Source organism: Microcoleus sp. (genome assembly GCF_041354475.1).
Taxonomy (GTDB): domain Bacteria; phylum Cyanobacteriota; class Cyanobacteriia; order Cyanobacteriales; family Microcoleaceae; genus Microcoleus.
Window position 1 is genome coordinate 1 of sequence record NZ_JBGJZU010000036.1, and the last position, 17174, is coordinate 17174.

Here is a 17174-nt window from a genome sequence, read left to right on the forward strand (position 1 = left end):
CACCAACACCGCCAACACCAACACCAACGCCAATACCAGTCACGCCGACACCAACACCGCCAACACCAACGCCAATACCAGTCACGCCGACACCAACACCGCCAACACCAACACCAACGCCAATACCAGTCACGCCGACACCAATACCAATACCAATACCAACTCCAACACCAACGCCCACACCTAACAACCGCCCGCCAGTTGTAAATCGTCCTGTCTTGTCGCAAGGAGGTTCCAAAACCAATGAGTTGATCTTCGCTGCAAATACCGATACTGACCCCGATCCGGGCGATCGCGTTAGTTATACGATCGGTCTGACAGATTACAATGCTTTGAATGAGTCTGCATTCACTTGGGAGAGATCCCTCAGCGGCGGTTCCTATCGCCAGCCGGTAGATGGGTTAAGTTTTCCTCAAATTCCTCTCCCCTCATGGTTAACTTTCAATCCCGAAACCCGTACTATCAATTTAGATGCGAGTCGCCCAAAATCTTTCAACTATTGGCTGAAGGTAACGGGAACGGATTCATCAGGTGCCAGTGTTAGCGAACTCGTTCGGTTCAAGAGTTTCAATTTCGGCGGTTTTGTGATTGATGGTTACATTGCTGGTTCTACTATCTTCTTTGATGCTAACAAAAACGGCATAATCGATGCTAACGAACCGTCTGCCATAACTAGACCTAATGGTGAATTCGATCTGAATCTCGCGTCCGATATTTTCGACAAAAATCAAAACGGAGAAATTGACCCAGAAGAAGGCAATCTAGTTGCCATAGGTGGCATCGACACCGCCACGGGTTTACCGCTAGAAACACCAGTCACCGCCCCACCAGATGCTACTGTTGTCACTCTTTTAACCAGCTTGGTCGCCGATTTAATCGACAAAGGATTGACATCAGAATCAGCACAATCTTCCGTCAAAAAATCCCTTGCTATCCCCGCTAATGTTGACCTAACTAGCTTCGATCCGATCGTGGCTACCAACAACAACCAGCCAGGGGGTATTGCAACTTTATCCGCAATGGTGAAAGTCCAAAACTTCATCACTCAAACTAGCGCTTTGATTGACGGTGCTTCTAGTGCATTAACTAAGGATATTGTCAAGGCTGTTGTCAGTTCAATTACCAGTCGAATTCAATCCAGCACAGTTTTAAATCTGAGCAATGCAGCCGATTTAGAACCAATTATTCAGCAAGCTGTCAGTAGAATCAAGCAAGTTGACTCCAGTTTTAACACTCAAAACTTTACCCAAATTACCTCACAAGCTGCGACTGTAATGGCAACAGCCAATCAACGCATTGATGCCGCTGTCTCCAGCACAACAGGAACATCCATTCCTGAAGCAGTCGCCCGCGTCCAAAAAGTAACTTTGGGCCAAACTACTCAAGATTTCAAAGCTGTTGGTGCGGGAACTAAGACAATTTCTCAGGTAGTTTCTGAAAATACTGCTGCTGCTTTAGACACCAAAATTGAAACTATAACAACACCTGCTGGGCTTGCGACTCCTGTTGTCACCGGCGATGCTGATTTGGGCAGCAATTCGCCCGACGCAATTATCGGTACAAACGGCGACGATATCCTGACTGGCGGCAGCGCAAATGATGTTTTGATGGGCATGATGGGGAATGATTACCTCGACGGTAGCCTCGGCAATGACTCGCTTTTCGGAGGCAAAGGTAATGATATTCTGCTGGGAGGTAGCGGAAATGATGCCTTGTTTGGCAGTCGCGGTGCCGACATTTTGAATGGCGGTGATGGCAACGATATTCTGCTGGGAGGTAAGGGTGATGATTTGCTCACAGGCGGTTTGGGAAGTGATATTTTGACAGGAGGTGCTGGCAATGATAAATTCTTGCTTTCTACCAATTCTGGTATCGATACTATCTTGGATTTTGAGGATGGCAAAGATTTGCTAATACTGGGCAATAATCTCACTTTCTCGCAATTGTCAATTACTCAAGAAAACAGTGCAACTTTCATCCGTTTGTCAGCAACAGGTGAAATTTTAGCCTCTCTGAATGGGGTGTCTGCAAGTGCTATTAGTGCTGCCAATTTCAATTTAGCTTAGAGTAGCAGCGGGGTAGGCACGCACCATCCACTACCCCTACAAAATCCTCGTTTTCTTGAGAATGAAATAGAGCATCCCGATTTCGCATAGGCGAAGCATGACCGCAGACAATTTATATCGTTTCCGGCTGCATCGGAATGATTTAACCGCAGAGAACACAGAGGACACAGAGGGAGAGAATAGAGATCTGAATCATTCAGATGCTACCGGATTTGATATTATTAGCTGTCGCCAGAGATTTACAGCGGTCATGCTTCGCCCCTACGAATATATTTACAAAACACATATGCACCAGTCTAGATCCCCCTAAATCCCCACCCCCCCCTAGGGCGTGTTTTCAAACCCAAAGATCCCCCCAGCCCCCCTTAAAAAGGGGGGGGAAAGAGTCTTTAAGTCCCCCTTTTTAAGGGGGATTTAGGGGGATCTAAATCTTAAGCAGTAGTTTGAAAACACGCCCTAGCCCCCCCACCCCCCCCCTGCCCCCCCCAAGGGGGGATGGGGGAAGGGGGACTTTGAGAAGACTCTTGTCCCCCCCTTCTTAAGGGGGGCTAGGGGGGATCGATCCTAAAAATAAATCACAGTTCTAAAGGAGCAACAGCGTTCAATAATTCTTCTAAGATAAATCGCAGCAAGGACTGAGTTGCTAATACTAAGCCCAATCTGGCTTGGGCGAGTTTGAGGTTTTCTTTTTTAATTTCGCCCCAAATTCTACACTGGCTGTAAAAAGTCTGAAAGGCTGTGCTCAAACTATTTGCTAATTTGAAATAATCGATCGCTCTTTCTTGGTTGCACTCCCCAAACACAAAAGCTAGACTGTCTAGCACTGTCAATAGTTGGGAAATTAAATTGCTTTCGGCTGGATGTATTAATCTCAGTTGTTCGTTGTCGATCCAGGGTAAGGGATTGGGGGCTGTCAGCGACCAAATTTGCGGTGTTGTGGCGACATCGGGTTGGCCGATCGCAATTAGTTGATCGCGATTGGCCATTCGCACCAGAGAACAACAGCGGGCGTGGCTGTATTGAAGGGGAAACAGTCGATCGGCTGACAATACGGGTGATATTATTCGAGATTGTGTAACTGGAATGGGAGTTTGAGCTAAACGCTGCAACCACCAGGCCAAAGCTGGAGGGGTGAACTCAAATTCAATGATGGCTGACGGCGCGACTGTAACGGCAAAATCTCGATGACACATACTTTGCAGAGTTTCAGCTAACTGTGTGGCGATGGCTTGGGGCGTCTGCTGGCACACTTTAGCCAATTTGAGGGCGATCGCCGAAATGTACACTACTCCTAGACTATTCTGAGACCGATTTAAGGGAATTTCATCTAGTTTTAGGGCAGTTTCTGGCATATTAGCCCGTTCCATTGCTGTTTGTAGCCGTGAGCGCAACAGAGTTTTGACTGTGAGTTTTTCCAACTCCCAGTCTTGTGATTTTGATTCCATATTCAAAACTTTATATTTGCTGAATTCAACCATTGAGATGTATTTTTTGTTACATTGAATATTTATGTAAAACTGACAAAAATAAGCAAGCACAGCTAAGCTAGTGTAAGCTTGATCGGGGTCAGTCATCTCACTTTGTATCGCCATATTGGCAAAACCTGTTTTTTTCACTGGTAACACATATCCCAATCCCTCACCCATGCAATCAACTTCCACATCTCTAGAGACGATCGATCGACCGTTTATAACTTGGCAACGAATTATAGACTGGGCCCAGGAACACTACCGCTGCCGGACTTTTAGCAAAGACGAGCGCATTCCAGCTAGACCCGGACTCCTGTATTTAGTACAGAAGGGGTCTGTGCGGCTCGTAGGTAGCGCTCAGGTCAGCGCCACTTCAAAATCGTCAAAATCCGATCGCGAAGCACCAGAAGAAGCTTTTCTGGGGTTCGTAGGAGCGGGTCAGCCTTTTGAACTGGTGGCACAGTCGCCGTTTACTCTGCAAGCCTACGCCCACGCTGACCAAACTCACGTAGTGTGGATGTACTGGCACGATTTAGATAACTGGCCTCACTTCCGCCGAGAAATTTTGGATGCGTTTCGCTACCAGCACCAGCGGAAACTGCTCTGGCTAAGCACTTTGGGACAGCGCCGGACAATCGACCGCTTGCTGGGATTTCTCACATTGTTGATAGAAGAGTTTGGGGAACCCTACGTAGGTGAGACGGAACCTGATGTGGTTCGCGGCTATCGCCTCCCTTGGACCCTGACTCATGCTCAAATTGGCAGTGCGATTGGTTCAACGCGGGTGACAGTCACTAGGTTGATGGGTAAGTTGCGATCGAAAGGTTTGATTAATACTGAGGATGACAATTTAATCTGTTTACCGGCTAGCCCGGATTCGCCCAAAACTAAAAATCCTAAGCCGAAACCGGAAGCGTCGATGGAATAATCTGGGTCGAACCCAGGGGCAGATTGTTCCGAAACAGCGGGCAACAGTTAGTTTTTTTAGCCGATCGCGGTCTTTGTCACTCCACATTGTAGGATGAATTGTGTAAAATTTTACGGTTCTCTCTTTTGTGCTATCGACCATGACCGATGACCAGCCAAAATTGACCATCCCGAACCATCAGCAACGAGTCCTCTTCTGTGACTTTGATGGCACGATTACAGTAGAAGAAACTTTTGTGGCTATGCTGAAGCATTTCGCGCCACAACTGTCATCGGAACTGATGCCAGAAATGTATGCTAGAAGGCTGAGTTTGCGATCGGGAGTGCGGCAGTTATTGGAGTCCATTCCCTCGGAATGTTACGGGGAAATTATCGAATTTTCCCGGCCCAAGCTGATGCGATCGGGATTGGTAGAATTACTGGATTTTTTGGATGCTAAAGGGGTGCATTTTGTGATTGTTTCCGGGGGTTTACGAATTATGGTAGAAACCGTCCTCGGCGATTTAGTCCATCGGGTTCGCGCTATTTATGCTGTGGATGTGGACACCACCGGGCCTCGGTTGCAAGTAAAGTCGGAGTTTGAGGGGGATACGGAATTGGTGTCAAAGGTGCGGGTAATGGAACAGTACCCAGCCCAGGAACAGGTGGCGATCGGAGATTCGATCACTGACTTTAACATGGCTTTGCACGCTTCATCGGTGTTTGCGCGCGATCGACTAGCGGAATATCTAGACGAACAGCAAAAGCCCTATACTAAATGGGATAATTTTTTTGATGTGCTAGAAAAGCTCTCTCAACAATGGGATTAAAACTCAAGTAAAACCATGCACAAAAAGCTGAGGATTGGCAAACAATGAGCGGCGATGTGAGAACAGATTTAATAGCAGCGGCAAAACATTTTTACGATCGAGGTTGGATGGTTGGGACAGCCGGCAATCTTTCCTCTCGCTTAGATGACGGCAGTTTTTGGATTACCGCTAGCGGCCGCCAAAAAGGCAAACTAACTGCCACGGATTTTATTAGAATGAACTTAGACGGCATAATTCTAGAGCAACCCGATCCAGATAGTCGCCCTTCCGCAGAAACCAGCATTCATTTAGCGGTGTATCAGAGTTTTCCCGAAGCTCAAGCTTGCTATCACGTTCACTCCATCGAGGCAAATTTAGTCTCTCGGTTAGCAACGGGAGATGCCGTGTCTTTACCTGCGATCGAAATGCTCAAAGGTTTGGGAGTCTGGGAAGAAAACCCCCAAGTATCCATGCCCTTATTTACTAATTATTTTTCAGTCCCAAAAATCGCCCAGGAAATTGGCGAATTATTTGCCATTTCCCCCCCGCAAGTACCCGCTTTGTTAATTCGCGATCACGGCGTTACAGTCTGGGCAAACTCTCCAGCTACAGCCTACAACTACATAGAAATTGTCGAATACATTTTTCGCTACATGGTGACAGCCCGTCAATCAATTTTAGATTATACATTTTAGATAACCAGTTGAGGTAATATTTATGGCTAAATATACCAGAATTCTCTCCATAGATGGAGGCGGTATTAGAGGAATTATTCCGGGACAAGTAGGAGTAGCCCTTGAAAAAAAGCTGAAACAAAAAAGTGGCAACCCAGAGGCAAAAATAGCTGACTATTTTGATTTAATCGCAGGCACAAGTGCCGGAGGAATTTTAACTTGTCTTTACTTATTTCCCGACCCAGATAATCCCAGCAGACCTCTTTGGTCTGCCGAAGATGCTGTTAATTTCTCCATCAAAAGTGGTCGCGATATTTTTAAGAGTTCCTTTTGGCAAACCCTCACATCTCTAGACGGTTTAGTTGATGAAAAATATTCGAGCGATCGCCTAGAAAAATTCTTTTTAGAACACTTTAGAGATTGCCAACTCAGTCAACTGCTGAAACCTTGTTTAATTACCAGTTACGACATCGAAAGGAGAAAAGCTCACTTTTTCAATCAACAAGATGCTGTAAATAATCCCGAAGAAGACTATTTCATCAAAGATATAACCAGAGCCACATCGGCTGCTCCTTCTTATTTTGAAGTTCCCAAAATTCGCTCTTTGACCAACGAATCCTACGTTTTAGTTGACGGGGGAGTATTTGCCAACAATCCCGCACTTTGTGCTTATGCAGAAGTGAGAAATAAATTCCGCATTCCCGACGATCGCCCAGACAGAGGTCCGACGGCAAAGGAGATGGTAATCTTATCTCTCGGCACCGGAGACGCTCAAAAAAAATATCCCTACGAAGAAGCCAAAGACTGGGGTCAAGTGGAGTGGATTGAGCCTTTGATTAATATACTGATGACCGGAGTTTCTGAAACTGTCCATTATCAACTCATGCAAATTTTTGATGCCATTGAAAGAGCACATCAATATTTGAGAATTACTCCCGATTTGAGTTTATATACAGAACCGCTACCCATCGATGATGCGTCGGAACCAAAAATATCACAACTGGTGAAAATTGGCAAGGAGCAAGCACAAAAGTACGAGGGAGAATTGGATCGTTTTATTGACTTATTGCTTGCGGAATAATCAATCATTAGTTATTAGTTATTGGTTATTGGTTATTGGTTATGAGTTATTAGTTATGAGTTATTAGCGTACAGCACTCTCACATATAAAATCTAAATCATTGGTGAAAAAATACCAAGACAAGCGCGATCGACCCTTAGATGAAACCATTAACAACAGATGGTTTCAGCGATTTTCTGTCACTATGTTCCTAGGTGGACAAGTGTTGTGGCGCATACTCAGTGGCAAAGTTGACCGCCGCAAAATCATGGAACACTTAGTCACAGTAGGATTAGATTCTTTGCGTGCTGTATTATTAATAGCCTTCTTTGCCGGCATGATTTTTACCATTCAATCGGCCAGAGAATTGATTAGATTTGGGGCTGTGGGGGCGGTAGGAGGTGCTTTTGCTTTGGCATTTTGCCGCGAATTAGCACCAGTTTTAACTGCCGGCGTAGTGGCGGGACAAGTAGGTTCAGCCTTTGCAGCGGAAATCGGCGAAATGCAGGTGACGGAACAAATAGATGCGCTGTATATGTTGAGAACAAATCCGGTTGATTATTTAGTAGTACCACGGGTGATAGCTTGTTGTGTCATGCTGCCGGTATTAACCATTTTTTCGGTGGCGGTGGGGATTATAGGTGGAATGTTTGTAGCTGCTATTTTTTATGAGTTGGAACCGTCAGTATTTTTAGAATCTGTTCGGACTTTTTTAGGCCCTTGGGATTTAGTCACGGTGGCGATTAAGAGTTTTATTTTTGGATTGATTATTGCCATTGTGGGTTGCGGTTGGGGATTGACTACAACGGGGGGAGGTAAGGGAGTTGGACAAGCTGCGACGGCCGCAGTGGTAACTTCTTGGGTGTTTATTTTTGTGGCTGATTTCTTTTTGTCGTTGTTACTTTTTCATGAGTTGGGAATTACGAGAAGTTGATGATATTTTATTGATACTCCCCAGGCTAAATGCCTTGTTTACAAAAAATCAAGTTGTCGGTGGGGTGAATATCTTATCGGTCCCTAGCTGACTTTTTGGGCTTTTCGGTTCCGGCTTGTAAGGAGGACGATACACTCGAATTTCCTGAATAGGAACTTTCCCATTAGCTTCAGGAACGATTTCCAAAATATGTTTGGAATTGCTTAAATTCTGAGCCAATGTGGTAAAATATTCGCGGGTTGAATCGGTACTTTCTGGCTGCACATAGGCATCCACAAACATTGGTTTTACCTGCCATGCGGTCTCAAATCCTTTGAGTGTTGGCTGTTTAGAATATTCATAGGAACTTTGCAGCCACCAGTTTTTGGGTTCAATGACAACGCGACCAGAATTTGATACAAATAATTTGTCATTTGTACCGCTACCGTCATAACCTGTTTTTGAACCAAAAACCTGAAACTTAAACTTGCTGGAATCGCTGTTAATTTCTGTAATTACTGCTTTCCAATCTTCCACGATTAGGGGTTTCTGACTGGATACTTGGATAATGGCTGGCCAACCGACGCCAACGGTGGGACTGGGGCGGGTAATTGCATAAAGTTCGGGAAATTCTGATGGTTTTTTGCCGTCTATGGTAATCCTAGCACTGCTGGCTTTGTCCTTGAAGTTTTTAGCGGCGATCGCATCTATTCTATTTCCTTCAAATTCTAACCGCAATTTGCCATCTTTCCACTGGACTTCCCTACCAACTCTATAGGTTTTTACTAAATCTGGCTCAGGTTTTTTAGGAAAATTTGGATTGTATCGCAGGTGGGGCTTAATCAGGGCTGCTAGGAGAAAGTTGCCCCAATTGTTGAGGTGAATTTCGTCACTCAATAGCTGTTTTGGCAGCAAGCTATTGTCTTGTAAATACCGTCTCCAAGGTGTGCGAATTTCCGCAATTTCGCAGCCATATTTTTCGGCAAGTTGAGGCAACCATTGGGTAGAATGACTGTTGTGCCATTCGTATCTTTTGAGCTGATCTGCATCGTCTTTTTCTCCTGTTGGCATCCAGTCGATGTGATCTGAATGTATGAGTATTTCGCTAGTGGTGCGACGGCGGATATTAGCAATGATTGCTTCGTAATCTTCATCTCCTCCGTAAACGTGAAAAATTACCAAATCTGGATAAAAAGGATATAAGTCGTGTTCGCTGGGACGGATTAACAACCCGGCGGCAAATCCTCCGATAGCGCGGTTTTCAATGGTCAAATCTGCATCGGGAAATCGCTTTCTGATATCGTTTGCTACATCTTGCCACCAATCTTGTTTGGTGATAGATTGACCATAAAATAGGATGCGTACTGGTTTGCGATCGCCTGGAGTGCTGCTAGCCAGCAATCCCATGGTCCTTTGAATATTAGCTCCAAAATTAGCACTGTTTTCCTGGGAAACTGGTGGGGGAAATCCTTGTGTAGCATTGATTTTGTCGAGGGATGAAACCAACAGGACAACCAGAGATAAACAAAATACCCAGAAGTGACGATAAATTTTTGATTTGATGCTAGGGCTAGGGTATTTTTTCATTGTTTTATATTTTTGAGGCTCCTTGAATCTAGACCCGATATGGAGGGGCGGGAGCTATTTGATAGACTATAGCAATTTTAGCCGTGTCGCCCAGAAATGCCAGGAGTAAAGAGTTGACAAAGGACTGGCAAATGTTATAATCTAATTGGTATTTATTCAGCGATTTCATGAGGCATCTCCTCAAAAGATAGTCCAGAACAAGCCAGACTGCTTGTGGCGCAGAAATTATGGGAGATGTCTATCTGTCAGCTCATTAATTTCAGGAGTTCGATCGCACATCAAATGGATTACAAAACCGCCCGCAGTTTCCTGATAGACCAGGGAAGTGCCCTGGAAACAAAGAAAAATCCCGACGCTTTCTTGATGCGCCTCCAACAAGGACTCTCTCCCGTCCCTGGACAGGTGACATCGATTTTATTAGCTTTAAAAATATTGTTTGAGGGTTTGCAAGAATCTCCCATGCTCGATCGGCAATTAATCTCGGCACTGCATTTACTGTCAGTAGAAAGTTTGCTGCAATTTGAAGCAGGAGTTCGCAGGGGAGTTTCTTGGCCGCCACTGCTGAAAGAAGACTTGAATCGAATTGCGATCGCCGTTAAAAATATTTTTTCTGGTGTCTGGAAATAATTAACTGAGTGGGATTTTAGATATGAGTTCCGCTAGGGTGAATCTGTGTGTTGCAAATATATTCGTACGATGCTCTAGCATCACCGCTGTAAATCTCTGGCGCGAGCTAATAAATTGTCTGCGGTCATGCTTCGCCCTTACTTACTATTTCTCTCTTCTCTTTCTCTGTGTCCTCTGTGTTCTCTGTGGTTTAATCATTCCGATACCACGGGAATAGATATCACTCCCACGGATAAATCCGTGGGCTATGAATAGTCAAGATAGGGAGCTTTTTTCTGTAGTCCGGTGAATCTGGCGGCAAGAGCAAATCGTTCGATATCAAAACCCAGAAATAGGGAAGTTTTGGGTTATTTCACTTGACCAAAAAATCATCATTTCCAGGTTTCAACCTGCCCAATTTTACTGTTCACAAAAGCTTTCCAGAGATGCCAAAAGTGTGGGCAATCCCGCCAGCGCCGCTGACACCAAAACTTCATCCTTGTAAACCCGTGCTTGGATAATGCGGGTTCTCTGGGAATTAGAGGTTGTAGATCCTCGCAGTTCCCGATTTCCGGTTTCCACTAGCCCAGAACTTCTAGTTTCTCGCGTCAGGCAAAACATAGCTGTATCCTCATTTATTCCCTAATGCCGCGCCCGCAAAATTTTTCAGCGCTTGAGCCATACTCCCATTGTTGCTCAGATCGGCCAAATAAATGAAATGATGAAATAATAATTCACGATAGCTGGGGATCGACGAAAACTGTATAACAACTATATAATAACTCTTATTAATTTGTTACATAGGGTGTCAATTTAAGTCGATCGCCCGCTAGGACACAAACCGCAGCAACCAAAAAGGCGATCGCCCCCACCATCGCCGTTGTCACAACAGCAACTGCCAAAGGTGCGACAAACACCAGAGAATACAAACTCATCCCCAGGGAAAAACCACCAAAATAAAATCCTACTCCCAATCCTCCCCGATGCGGAGGTACCAGAGACAAAGCAAAAGGAATCGCACCAGTAGTAATGAAACTATTAGTAAAAATCACAGCCAAAACAGTCACCGCCACCATTACAAAACCCTGACTCCAAACCATTACCAACAACAAAACCGCCGTTGCTACCAATCCAGCTAACAGCGTGGGCTGGTTTCCCAAACGCACCGCAATCGCTCCAGCCAGCAAACAAGAAACAGCTAAACCCAAGGTAAATCCAGCCATTAACCACTTAGCATCAACCCCCACAATTTGAGTTTGAAAAACATAGGGCAAAATCCGTTCTCCCATCGCCCGACTTCCCCAAGCAACAGCCATTCCCGTCAGCGCAACTAACCCCAAGGCTTTGATAGAAACTGCCCCAGAAATAGCAGTATCCGGTGGCAATTCCGACACCGCAGCATCAGGGTTAACCGATCGCAAAAAAGCCACCGCACCCAACAATACAAACGAACCCAGAGCGAAGGCAAAAGCTGGACCCCAACTCAGAATAAAATCCCCCGCCACAGGTCTTGCAGCCCCAACCAATCCCCCCACAAGCACCAATAAACTCATGGCGTGGGGCAACTGCGTTTGAGTTGCATATTGGCCCAACAGCGACACGGCGGGCGATCGAAACATCGCCATGGCGATCGCCCAAGCCACAATTACCACAGGGAAAATCCAGCGGAGAGGAGAGACTGGATTGCCGAAAATAAAAATAGCCGGAATCGCCATAAATATAACCGACGACAGGATAGTAGCCACCACAATCAGCGGAAAACGAGTTCCCATCCAGTGACGCTGCTTGTCAGAAAGCCAGCCAGCAAAAGGTTCGATCGCAATTGCCAAACTATCCTCTAAAATAGTGATTCCCCTGTCAAATCCCGCAAAACCAAACCCCGCTAAAAGTTGAGGTAAATACAATCGGTAAAGCATCCAAGTTAGAGTAATTGCTCCCTGCAAAGCCGCCACGCCGCCTACTTGTCGCCACAGAATTAAAGACTGAGATTGAGAAGTTTTCATATTTTTGACAATTTTTGACAGTTGGTGATTCAATCACTTTATCTACACTTTAAAAAAATCGCACCTATTTAGTTATTAGCGAAGGAGCCGGAATGAATATGAATCACAAATAACCAATAACCAATAACTATTAACTAAGAACCAGCATTTTTCAACTCTTCATCGAGCATTTTCCTGTAAACTTTCGGCAAACTAGAACTCATTGAATTGTTTTCAATGCCATATCCCAAACTCGTCCAAGTTCCCGACAACATCCGCAAAACCTCAGTTAATTTGTCTTCCTTCAACATCTGTGAAATATCAGCTTTCCAAAATTGGCGATCGCTCAACCAAGCATAAACCACCGCATCTTGATATTCCGGCTCAAAACTGTAATCTTGCCAAACAATAAAATTAGCAGGGCGCGGGTGATAGCGCTGAGCTTTATCTTTCCAAGTCGAACTCAAAAATTGATACCTGCCCGCAGCCGTAGTACATTTGCCGCGATTGGGACCATTCACAATCTTGACGCACCAATCAGGATGATGGCTCAAATCTAACAGGTATTTACCACCGTAAACAACGTGATAAGGTCGAGAAACATTGGATTCGCTAGCAGAAATAGTTCGCATCAGTGCCCGAAGGTAAGGATCGCCAGATTTCATAGCCAAAGGCGGGATTTTGATCCCATCAGTTGCGGGGGATAAAAACGGCTGATTTCCCCGCAAATTGGCAGCCAAAAAAACAGCGCCACCAATCACCACAGCGATTATCAGTAAAAATCCGAGAATTTGAATTTCTGACTGTCTCAATAAATTGATTCTTTGACGCTGGAGTTTTTTAGCTTGCAACAAAGTCATTTCCAGTTCGGCAATTTCGGTCAATTTTTGAGCAGCCCGCATTTGGCGGACTCGGAAATCGTGTTGATATAGGGGTGCTGCTAATAGTGTTAAACTTGACAAAGCGGCGGCTAGTTTGATGAGCCAAAAATCGAATTCACCGGCGATCGCCACATTGGTTAGAGTAGATATTCCTGTGAATAATTGGCGTGGATCGATGGAGTGTGCGGGCCAATAAAAAATCGCCATTTGCACCAGCAGGGACAGATTAAAGGCCAGAAAAATGACTACTAGAGCATTCAAGCCTTCCCGCAGGTGCTGGCGCATCCCCGTATGTCGGCGCTGGAACTTGCGCCCCCGGAGAAAGCTGGCGGAAACCAGAGTGATGAGGGGATTTAAGATTGTGGTGGCAAAAAAGTGAGCAACAAAGAACAAAGGCAACTGAATCAGCCAAGCGGTTAGCAGTAAACTCAGGAAGCCCCTATCATCGTTAACCAGAGGAATGCCCCTGTTGACTACAAAGCTAAAACTCTGAGCCAGAGCAAATGCCCTTAACCACGAAATCGGATAGGGGAACCAAGCTGGCCACTGGAGAGTTTTCATGCTGGGAGAGTGAAATCAAAACGGCGAAGGGTGGAACTAAATTGTGAAACCATTAAGATTTTGCCAGATTTGGCGATCGTATTCCCAAAATAGCAATTCCGATTATTCGTTGGCTGCGGCGGGTCGATCAAATTTTTGGTTTGTGACATAGAAGAAGTAGGCACTCGCGGTACTGTCACACTTCAGGACGCTCCCGGATGTTCCACCGCTGTAGTCCGTTTGCTTGACAAACAGCTCATCGAAGAGATGAACAAAATAGAGCCAAATTGCCTCGTGAGTTTTGCCGAACTCAACGTATACATGGGTGAAGGTGTTCATCCTTTTCTTCCGTTACCTGCCTTAAGCAGTTTTCTTTTTGCTAAGGTTGATGTTGCAAGTCAAAGACAACGGACAAGGATTTGATATGGAAAGTAATTTTTTTGATACCGGATTTGGTTTTTTAGGAATCAGAGAACGATTCGATCGCATTAATGCACAGCTAACAGTCCACAGCCAGCCAGGAGAGGGAACCGAAGTGATAATCTCAATAAATACAGTCACTATGAATAGCCACAATCATGGTGTAATCAATACACATTAAATACCCCATTTTGGGGCTACCGAATCTGCATTTTATAGCGGAGACTTTAAAATATTTAATAACACTTTTCTGTAGATATCTAAACCTTTGGTATTCAGGTGAACTCCATCAATTGTTAAATCTTGATTTAGTTCCTTCTGGTTAAATAATGCTTGTATTCCTTGAGATTCCACAGGAAGTTTTTCCGCAGCCGCTACTTGATTTATGAGAACATTAATTTCGTCAACTCTCGAAATTGTTCCTGCTAATTTAGGATTGTAGCTGGCGGCAAGTGTGGAGTAAAAAGCAGGAATCAGAATAATCTTTTTAGTGCCTATAGAACGCAATTTGGCGATCGCCTCTTGCAAATTATGGACAAACTGCTCATCACTAATGCCGTACATAGCATCATTTGTGCCGATCGCAATAATAGATTTTTCGCACTTAAAACCCTTTGGTACTACCAGTTGAAACTGTTCCAACAGAGAAACCGTACTCATGCCACCGATCGCAAAATTAAAGTTTTCCTCTCCCAAAGAATTGCCCAGAGCCGAAGAAATAGAATCGCCCCAGACGCACCCTAGATATTGCTTGTCTTGAATTTGCTGTACCTGATTGTACACGGCCATTTGCCACCACAGCGCCGAGCTGACAGTATCTCCCGACCCTTGGGGATTAGCTAGCACTCGAAAGGGGATGTAAACACAAACTAAGGCCAAACAGACTGAAATTAACCTAAATTTAACTTTCATAAAACTTCTTTTAGCTTATGGTATTGGCGATCGGGTCAAACCCGATCGCCAATACTATCAAGAGCGGGCGTGCATCACTAATGAACTTAATTGAAGCTATTATTGCAGTAGTCAGAGGGGGTTCCCCATTACCCTGTACTCACCTAACTGAGAAAGGCTATAGACATCTCCCAAAAAGCTTCTGAAGCAGAGGCTGTCTGGCTTGTTTCACTATAATTATGGGAGATGTCTAGTTGGGATTGGTGAAAATTGTTTCAATTTCCTCTTAAACGGTGCAAGAGGGATTTAAATCTCGATTGGGCTAAATCGGCATTTTCTAACGTTTGGGAGATGGGGAGTTCGTCCTGTGGTTGTTGATATACTAGGTCATTGGTATCTTCGCCTAAACGCTTTACAGTACCACGCAATCTGGATGATAAAAATTTGGTAATGGCGCGATAAAATCGCAGGGAAAATAGTACGTCTTGTTCGAGTTTTTCGGTTAGTAGACGTCTAGAAATTGATAGGATTAGGCATTCTTCTTGGGCGATGACACTAGCAGATGGCAGTCTTCCGTCTACAAAGGACATTTCGCCTAGGACTTCGCCGGAAATAATTGTCCCAATTTGTTTGTTGCCTAGGGATGAGGCAAATACGCTCAAAGTGCCATCGAGTACGATATATAGTGCTTCTAAGGGTTTGCCTTCGGTGATGAGTGTGGTGCCGGCTTTGATTTGGGTGCGCTTCCCGTTAGCAACCATCCAATCAATGTCCCGATCGCTCAATTCCCCTAATATAATTAAAACTTTGCTCATAAAATCAGGTTGAGATTAGATAGTATGTAGACCAATTGTTAACTGTGGATGCTGCCTAGACGGTTTTGAACTCTGGCTGTCTATTGGTTTCCCGCTAGTGTGGCCAGACTTGCCGGATTTTTCCCTGTGCCTGTCGGTGCTGCTACTCACTACAAGATTCTATCTTGGTCTTACCCGCGATCGACTCTGTACTCTGGTAACGACACAGCTTTTGTATAAAATCTTCCCTGGGATTGATTTTTGGCCGATCGGCAAATTATAATAAAACCCACAACTGATAGACACTCAAAGAAGTGTATCGGCTGGAGAGTTGACTGTTCAACGGTTAAGTGGCAATGTAGGAACAAGACAACTCAGATTTTTGTCAAGTTCACACAACGCTCTCGACTTTATCTCTGATACACTTTTAACACACCATTGATTGAGGAGAATCTGTGAATAATCTATTTTCCAGGTCTACTTTCGCCTTAGTAAATCTTGCCGCTTTGGCTGTTTGTTGCACTACCCTGTCAGTTAAAGCTGAAACTGGCAACTTGCCAGATACCGCCACATCAGCAAGTTTGCCCTCTCAAAACATCCCTGAACTTTCCGAGTCCGTTGCGACTGCGGCGGTTAAAACCGATGCAGTAACAACTGCTAGTAATAAACAAATTGATTCTATAAGTTCTCTACAACTAGATGGGGGAGTCAAATCTGAGTTAGTACCAGAGACAGCAACTTCGGAATCATCCACCAATGTGCAAGCATCTGCCATGGCACCAGCCACATCAGATGTGGCAAATGCGGAAATCCCGGCGACTGAAAATCTGGAAAATACATCTATGGCTGCTGAGACTAAAGACTCGGAACCCGCAGCTACCATCGCCGATAATAGCATTAAAGTCCAGCCTACTGCCGAAAACGCCACCAAGGGCGATCGAACTTCGGAACTGACAGCAGTCAATGCTGATAAAGAAGTCAAAACTGCCAAGGAAGTCTTGAGTCATCCTGTGAGCACTTCGGCATCGGCCTTGACAAAGGAACCGACAACTGCTAATGAAAAGCCGGAAATTGCCTCGGCACCAACTCAAAAAGTGGCTCAAGAAAACCAAGTCAGACCCGGACGCTCTACCCGTTCTGGCCCTAGCTACATCGGCATTGGCGGTAATCTAGGTTTTGGGGGAGATACAGCCTTGGGCGACACTTCCTTTGCGATTATTAGCAAAATTGGTTTGACCAACAATTTCTCGGTGAGGCCTAGTGTTTTGTTCCGGGACAACCTGACGGTTTTGATTCCTGTTACCTACGATTTTGGAGCGGGAAATGCAGTAGAAGTCAGCGATGATTTTGTGATTACTGCTGCTCCTTATGCAGGTGCTGGCGTGGCATTTTCTACCGGAGACAACAGCAATTTTGGCTTCCTGATTTCCGGGGGCGTAGATGTGCCACTGTCGAGAAATTTTACAGCAACCGCCGGGTTGAATATTGGTTTTCTGGATGGTACTGAAGTGGGATTGTTACTGGGTGTCGGTTATACGTTCCCCAATATTGCTCGATAGTTGGGCTGTTTGAGCAA

Annotated in this window: 15 protein-coding genes and 1 pseudogene; 9 read left to right on the forward strand and 7 right to left on the reverse strand. The window is 45.0% G+C overall.

From position 1 onward, the window contains the following. A pseudogene (locus ACBR23_RS14910) lies at window positions 1-2066 on the forward strand (peptidase C11 clostripain); the annotation flags it as partial. Window positions 2067-2641: 575 nt separating this feature from the next. Here ACBR23_RS14910 and ACBR23_RS14915 read toward each other — a convergent pair. Next, window positions 2642-3712, reverse strand: a complete 1071-nt coding sequence (locus ACBR23_RS14915) for a DALR anticodon-binding domain-containing protein (protein ID WP_371120962.1) — start codon at window positions 3710-3712, stop codon at window positions 2642-2644. On the opposite strand from ACBR23_RS14915, the gene ACBR23_RS14920 reads away from it, so the two are divergent. The 5 genes from ACBR23_RS14920 (at window position 3711) to ACBR23_RS14940 (ending at window position 7918) form a co-directional block, all read left to right on the forward strand. Further along, on the forward strand, window positions 3711-4463 hold the full coding sequence (locus ACBR23_RS14920; RefSeq protein ID WP_341740035.1) for a Crp/Fnr family transcriptional regulator: 753 nt from the start codon (window positions 3711-3713) through the stop codon (window positions 4461-4463). The two genes, ACBR23_RS14915 and ACBR23_RS14920, sit on opposite strands and share 2 nt — an antisense overlap. 139 nt (window positions 4464-4602) lie before the next feature. After that, window positions 4603-5271 (forward strand): HAD-IB family phosphatase, encoded by a 669-nt coding sequence (locus ACBR23_RS14925; RefSeq protein WP_341740036.1) that lies wholly within the window; start codon window positions 4603-4605, stop codon window positions 5269-5271. A gap of 44 nt (window positions 5272-5315) precedes the next feature. Next, window positions 5316-5945 (forward strand): methylthioribulose 1-phosphate dehydratase, encoded by a 630-nt coding sequence (gene mtnB, locus ACBR23_RS14930; RefSeq protein WP_341740037.1) that lies wholly within the window; start codon window positions 5316-5318, stop codon window positions 5943-5945. A 22-nt stretch (window positions 5946-5967) separates the two neighbouring features. After that, a complete protein-coding gene (locus ACBR23_RS14935; protein ID WP_341740038.1) occupies window positions 5968-7005 on the forward strand; it encodes a patatin-like phospholipase family protein in 1038 nt (345 codons plus the stop codon). A 100-nt stretch (window positions 7006-7105) separates the two neighbouring features. Beyond that, window positions 7106-7918, forward strand: coding sequence for an MlaE family lipid ABC transporter permease subunit (locus ACBR23_RS14940; RefSeq protein ID WP_341740039.1), 813 nt, complete (start codon window positions 7106-7108; stop codon window positions 7916-7918). A 48-nt stretch (window positions 7919-7966) separates the two neighbouring features. Here the strand turns inward: ACBR23_RS14940 and ACBR23_RS14945 are convergent, their stop codons facing one another. Further along, complete coding sequence (locus tag ACBR23_RS14945) at window positions 7967-9484, reverse strand: SGNH/GDSL hydrolase family protein (protein WP_371115300.1); 1518 nt, start codon at window positions 9482-9484, stop codon at window positions 7967-7969. Between the two features lie 282 nt (window positions 9485-9766). Between ACBR23_RS14945 and ACBR23_RS14950 the strand changes: the two genes are divergently transcribed. Next, window positions 9767-10111, forward strand: coding sequence for a Dethiobiotin synthetase (locus tag ACBR23_RS14950; protein ID WP_371115319.1), 345 nt, complete (start codon window positions 9767-9769; stop codon window positions 10109-10111). Between the two features lie 399 nt (window positions 10112-10510). Here ACBR23_RS14950 and ACBR23_RS14955 read toward each other — a convergent pair whose 3' ends face one another. The 3 genes from ACBR23_RS14955 to ACBR23_RS14965 form a co-directional block, all read right to left on the reverse strand. Then, window positions 10511-10711, reverse strand: coding sequence for a hypothetical protein (locus ACBR23_RS14955; RefSeq protein WP_341732456.1), 201 nt, complete (start codon window positions 10709-10711; stop codon window positions 10511-10513). Window positions 10712-10878: 167 nt separating this feature from the next. Further along, a complete protein-coding gene (locus ACBR23_RS14960; protein ID WP_371119818.1) occupies window positions 10879-12093 on the reverse strand; it encodes a hypothetical protein in 1215 nt (404 codons plus the stop codon). Window positions 12094-12227: 134 nt separating this feature from the next. Then, window positions 12228-13514 (reverse strand): glycoside hydrolase family 24, encoded by a 1287-nt coding sequence (locus ACBR23_RS14965; RefSeq protein ID WP_371119817.1) that lies wholly within the window; start codon window positions 13512-13514, stop codon window positions 12228-12230. Between the two features lie 135 nt (window positions 13515-13649). Here ACBR23_RS14965 and ACBR23_RS14970 point away from each other — a divergent pair, with 135 nt between their 5' ends. Beyond that, window positions 13650-13916 (forward strand): hypothetical protein, encoded by a 267-nt coding sequence (locus ACBR23_RS14970; protein WP_371125658.1) that lies wholly within the window; start codon window positions 13650-13652, stop codon window positions 13914-13916. 210 nt (window positions 13917-14126) lie between these two features. Here the strand turns inward: ACBR23_RS14970 and ACBR23_RS14975 are convergent, their stop codons facing one another. Both ACBR23_RS14975 and ACBR23_RS14980 read right to left on the reverse strand, forming a co-directional pair. Then, window positions 14127-14825 carry an SGNH/GDSL hydrolase family protein gene (locus tag ACBR23_RS14975; RefSeq protein ID WP_341738917.1) on the reverse strand — a complete coding sequence of 233 codons (699 nt, stop codon included), beginning with the start codon at window positions 14823-14825 and terminating at the stop codon, window positions 14127-14129. A gap of 254 nt (window positions 14826-15079) precedes the next feature. After that, complete coding sequence (locus tag ACBR23_RS14980) at window positions 15080-15619, reverse strand: cyclic nucleotide-binding domain-containing protein (protein ID WP_341738918.1); 540 nt, start codon at window positions 15617-15619, stop codon at window positions 15080-15082. 434 nt (window positions 15620-16053) lie between these two features. On the opposite strand from ACBR23_RS14980, the gene ACBR23_RS14985 reads away from it, so the two are divergent. Further along, complete coding sequence (locus tag ACBR23_RS14985; protein WP_371119815.1) at window positions 16054-17157, forward strand: hypothetical protein; 1104 nt, start codon at window positions 16054-16056, stop codon at window positions 17155-17157. Window positions 17158-17174: the final 17 nt, after the last annotated feature.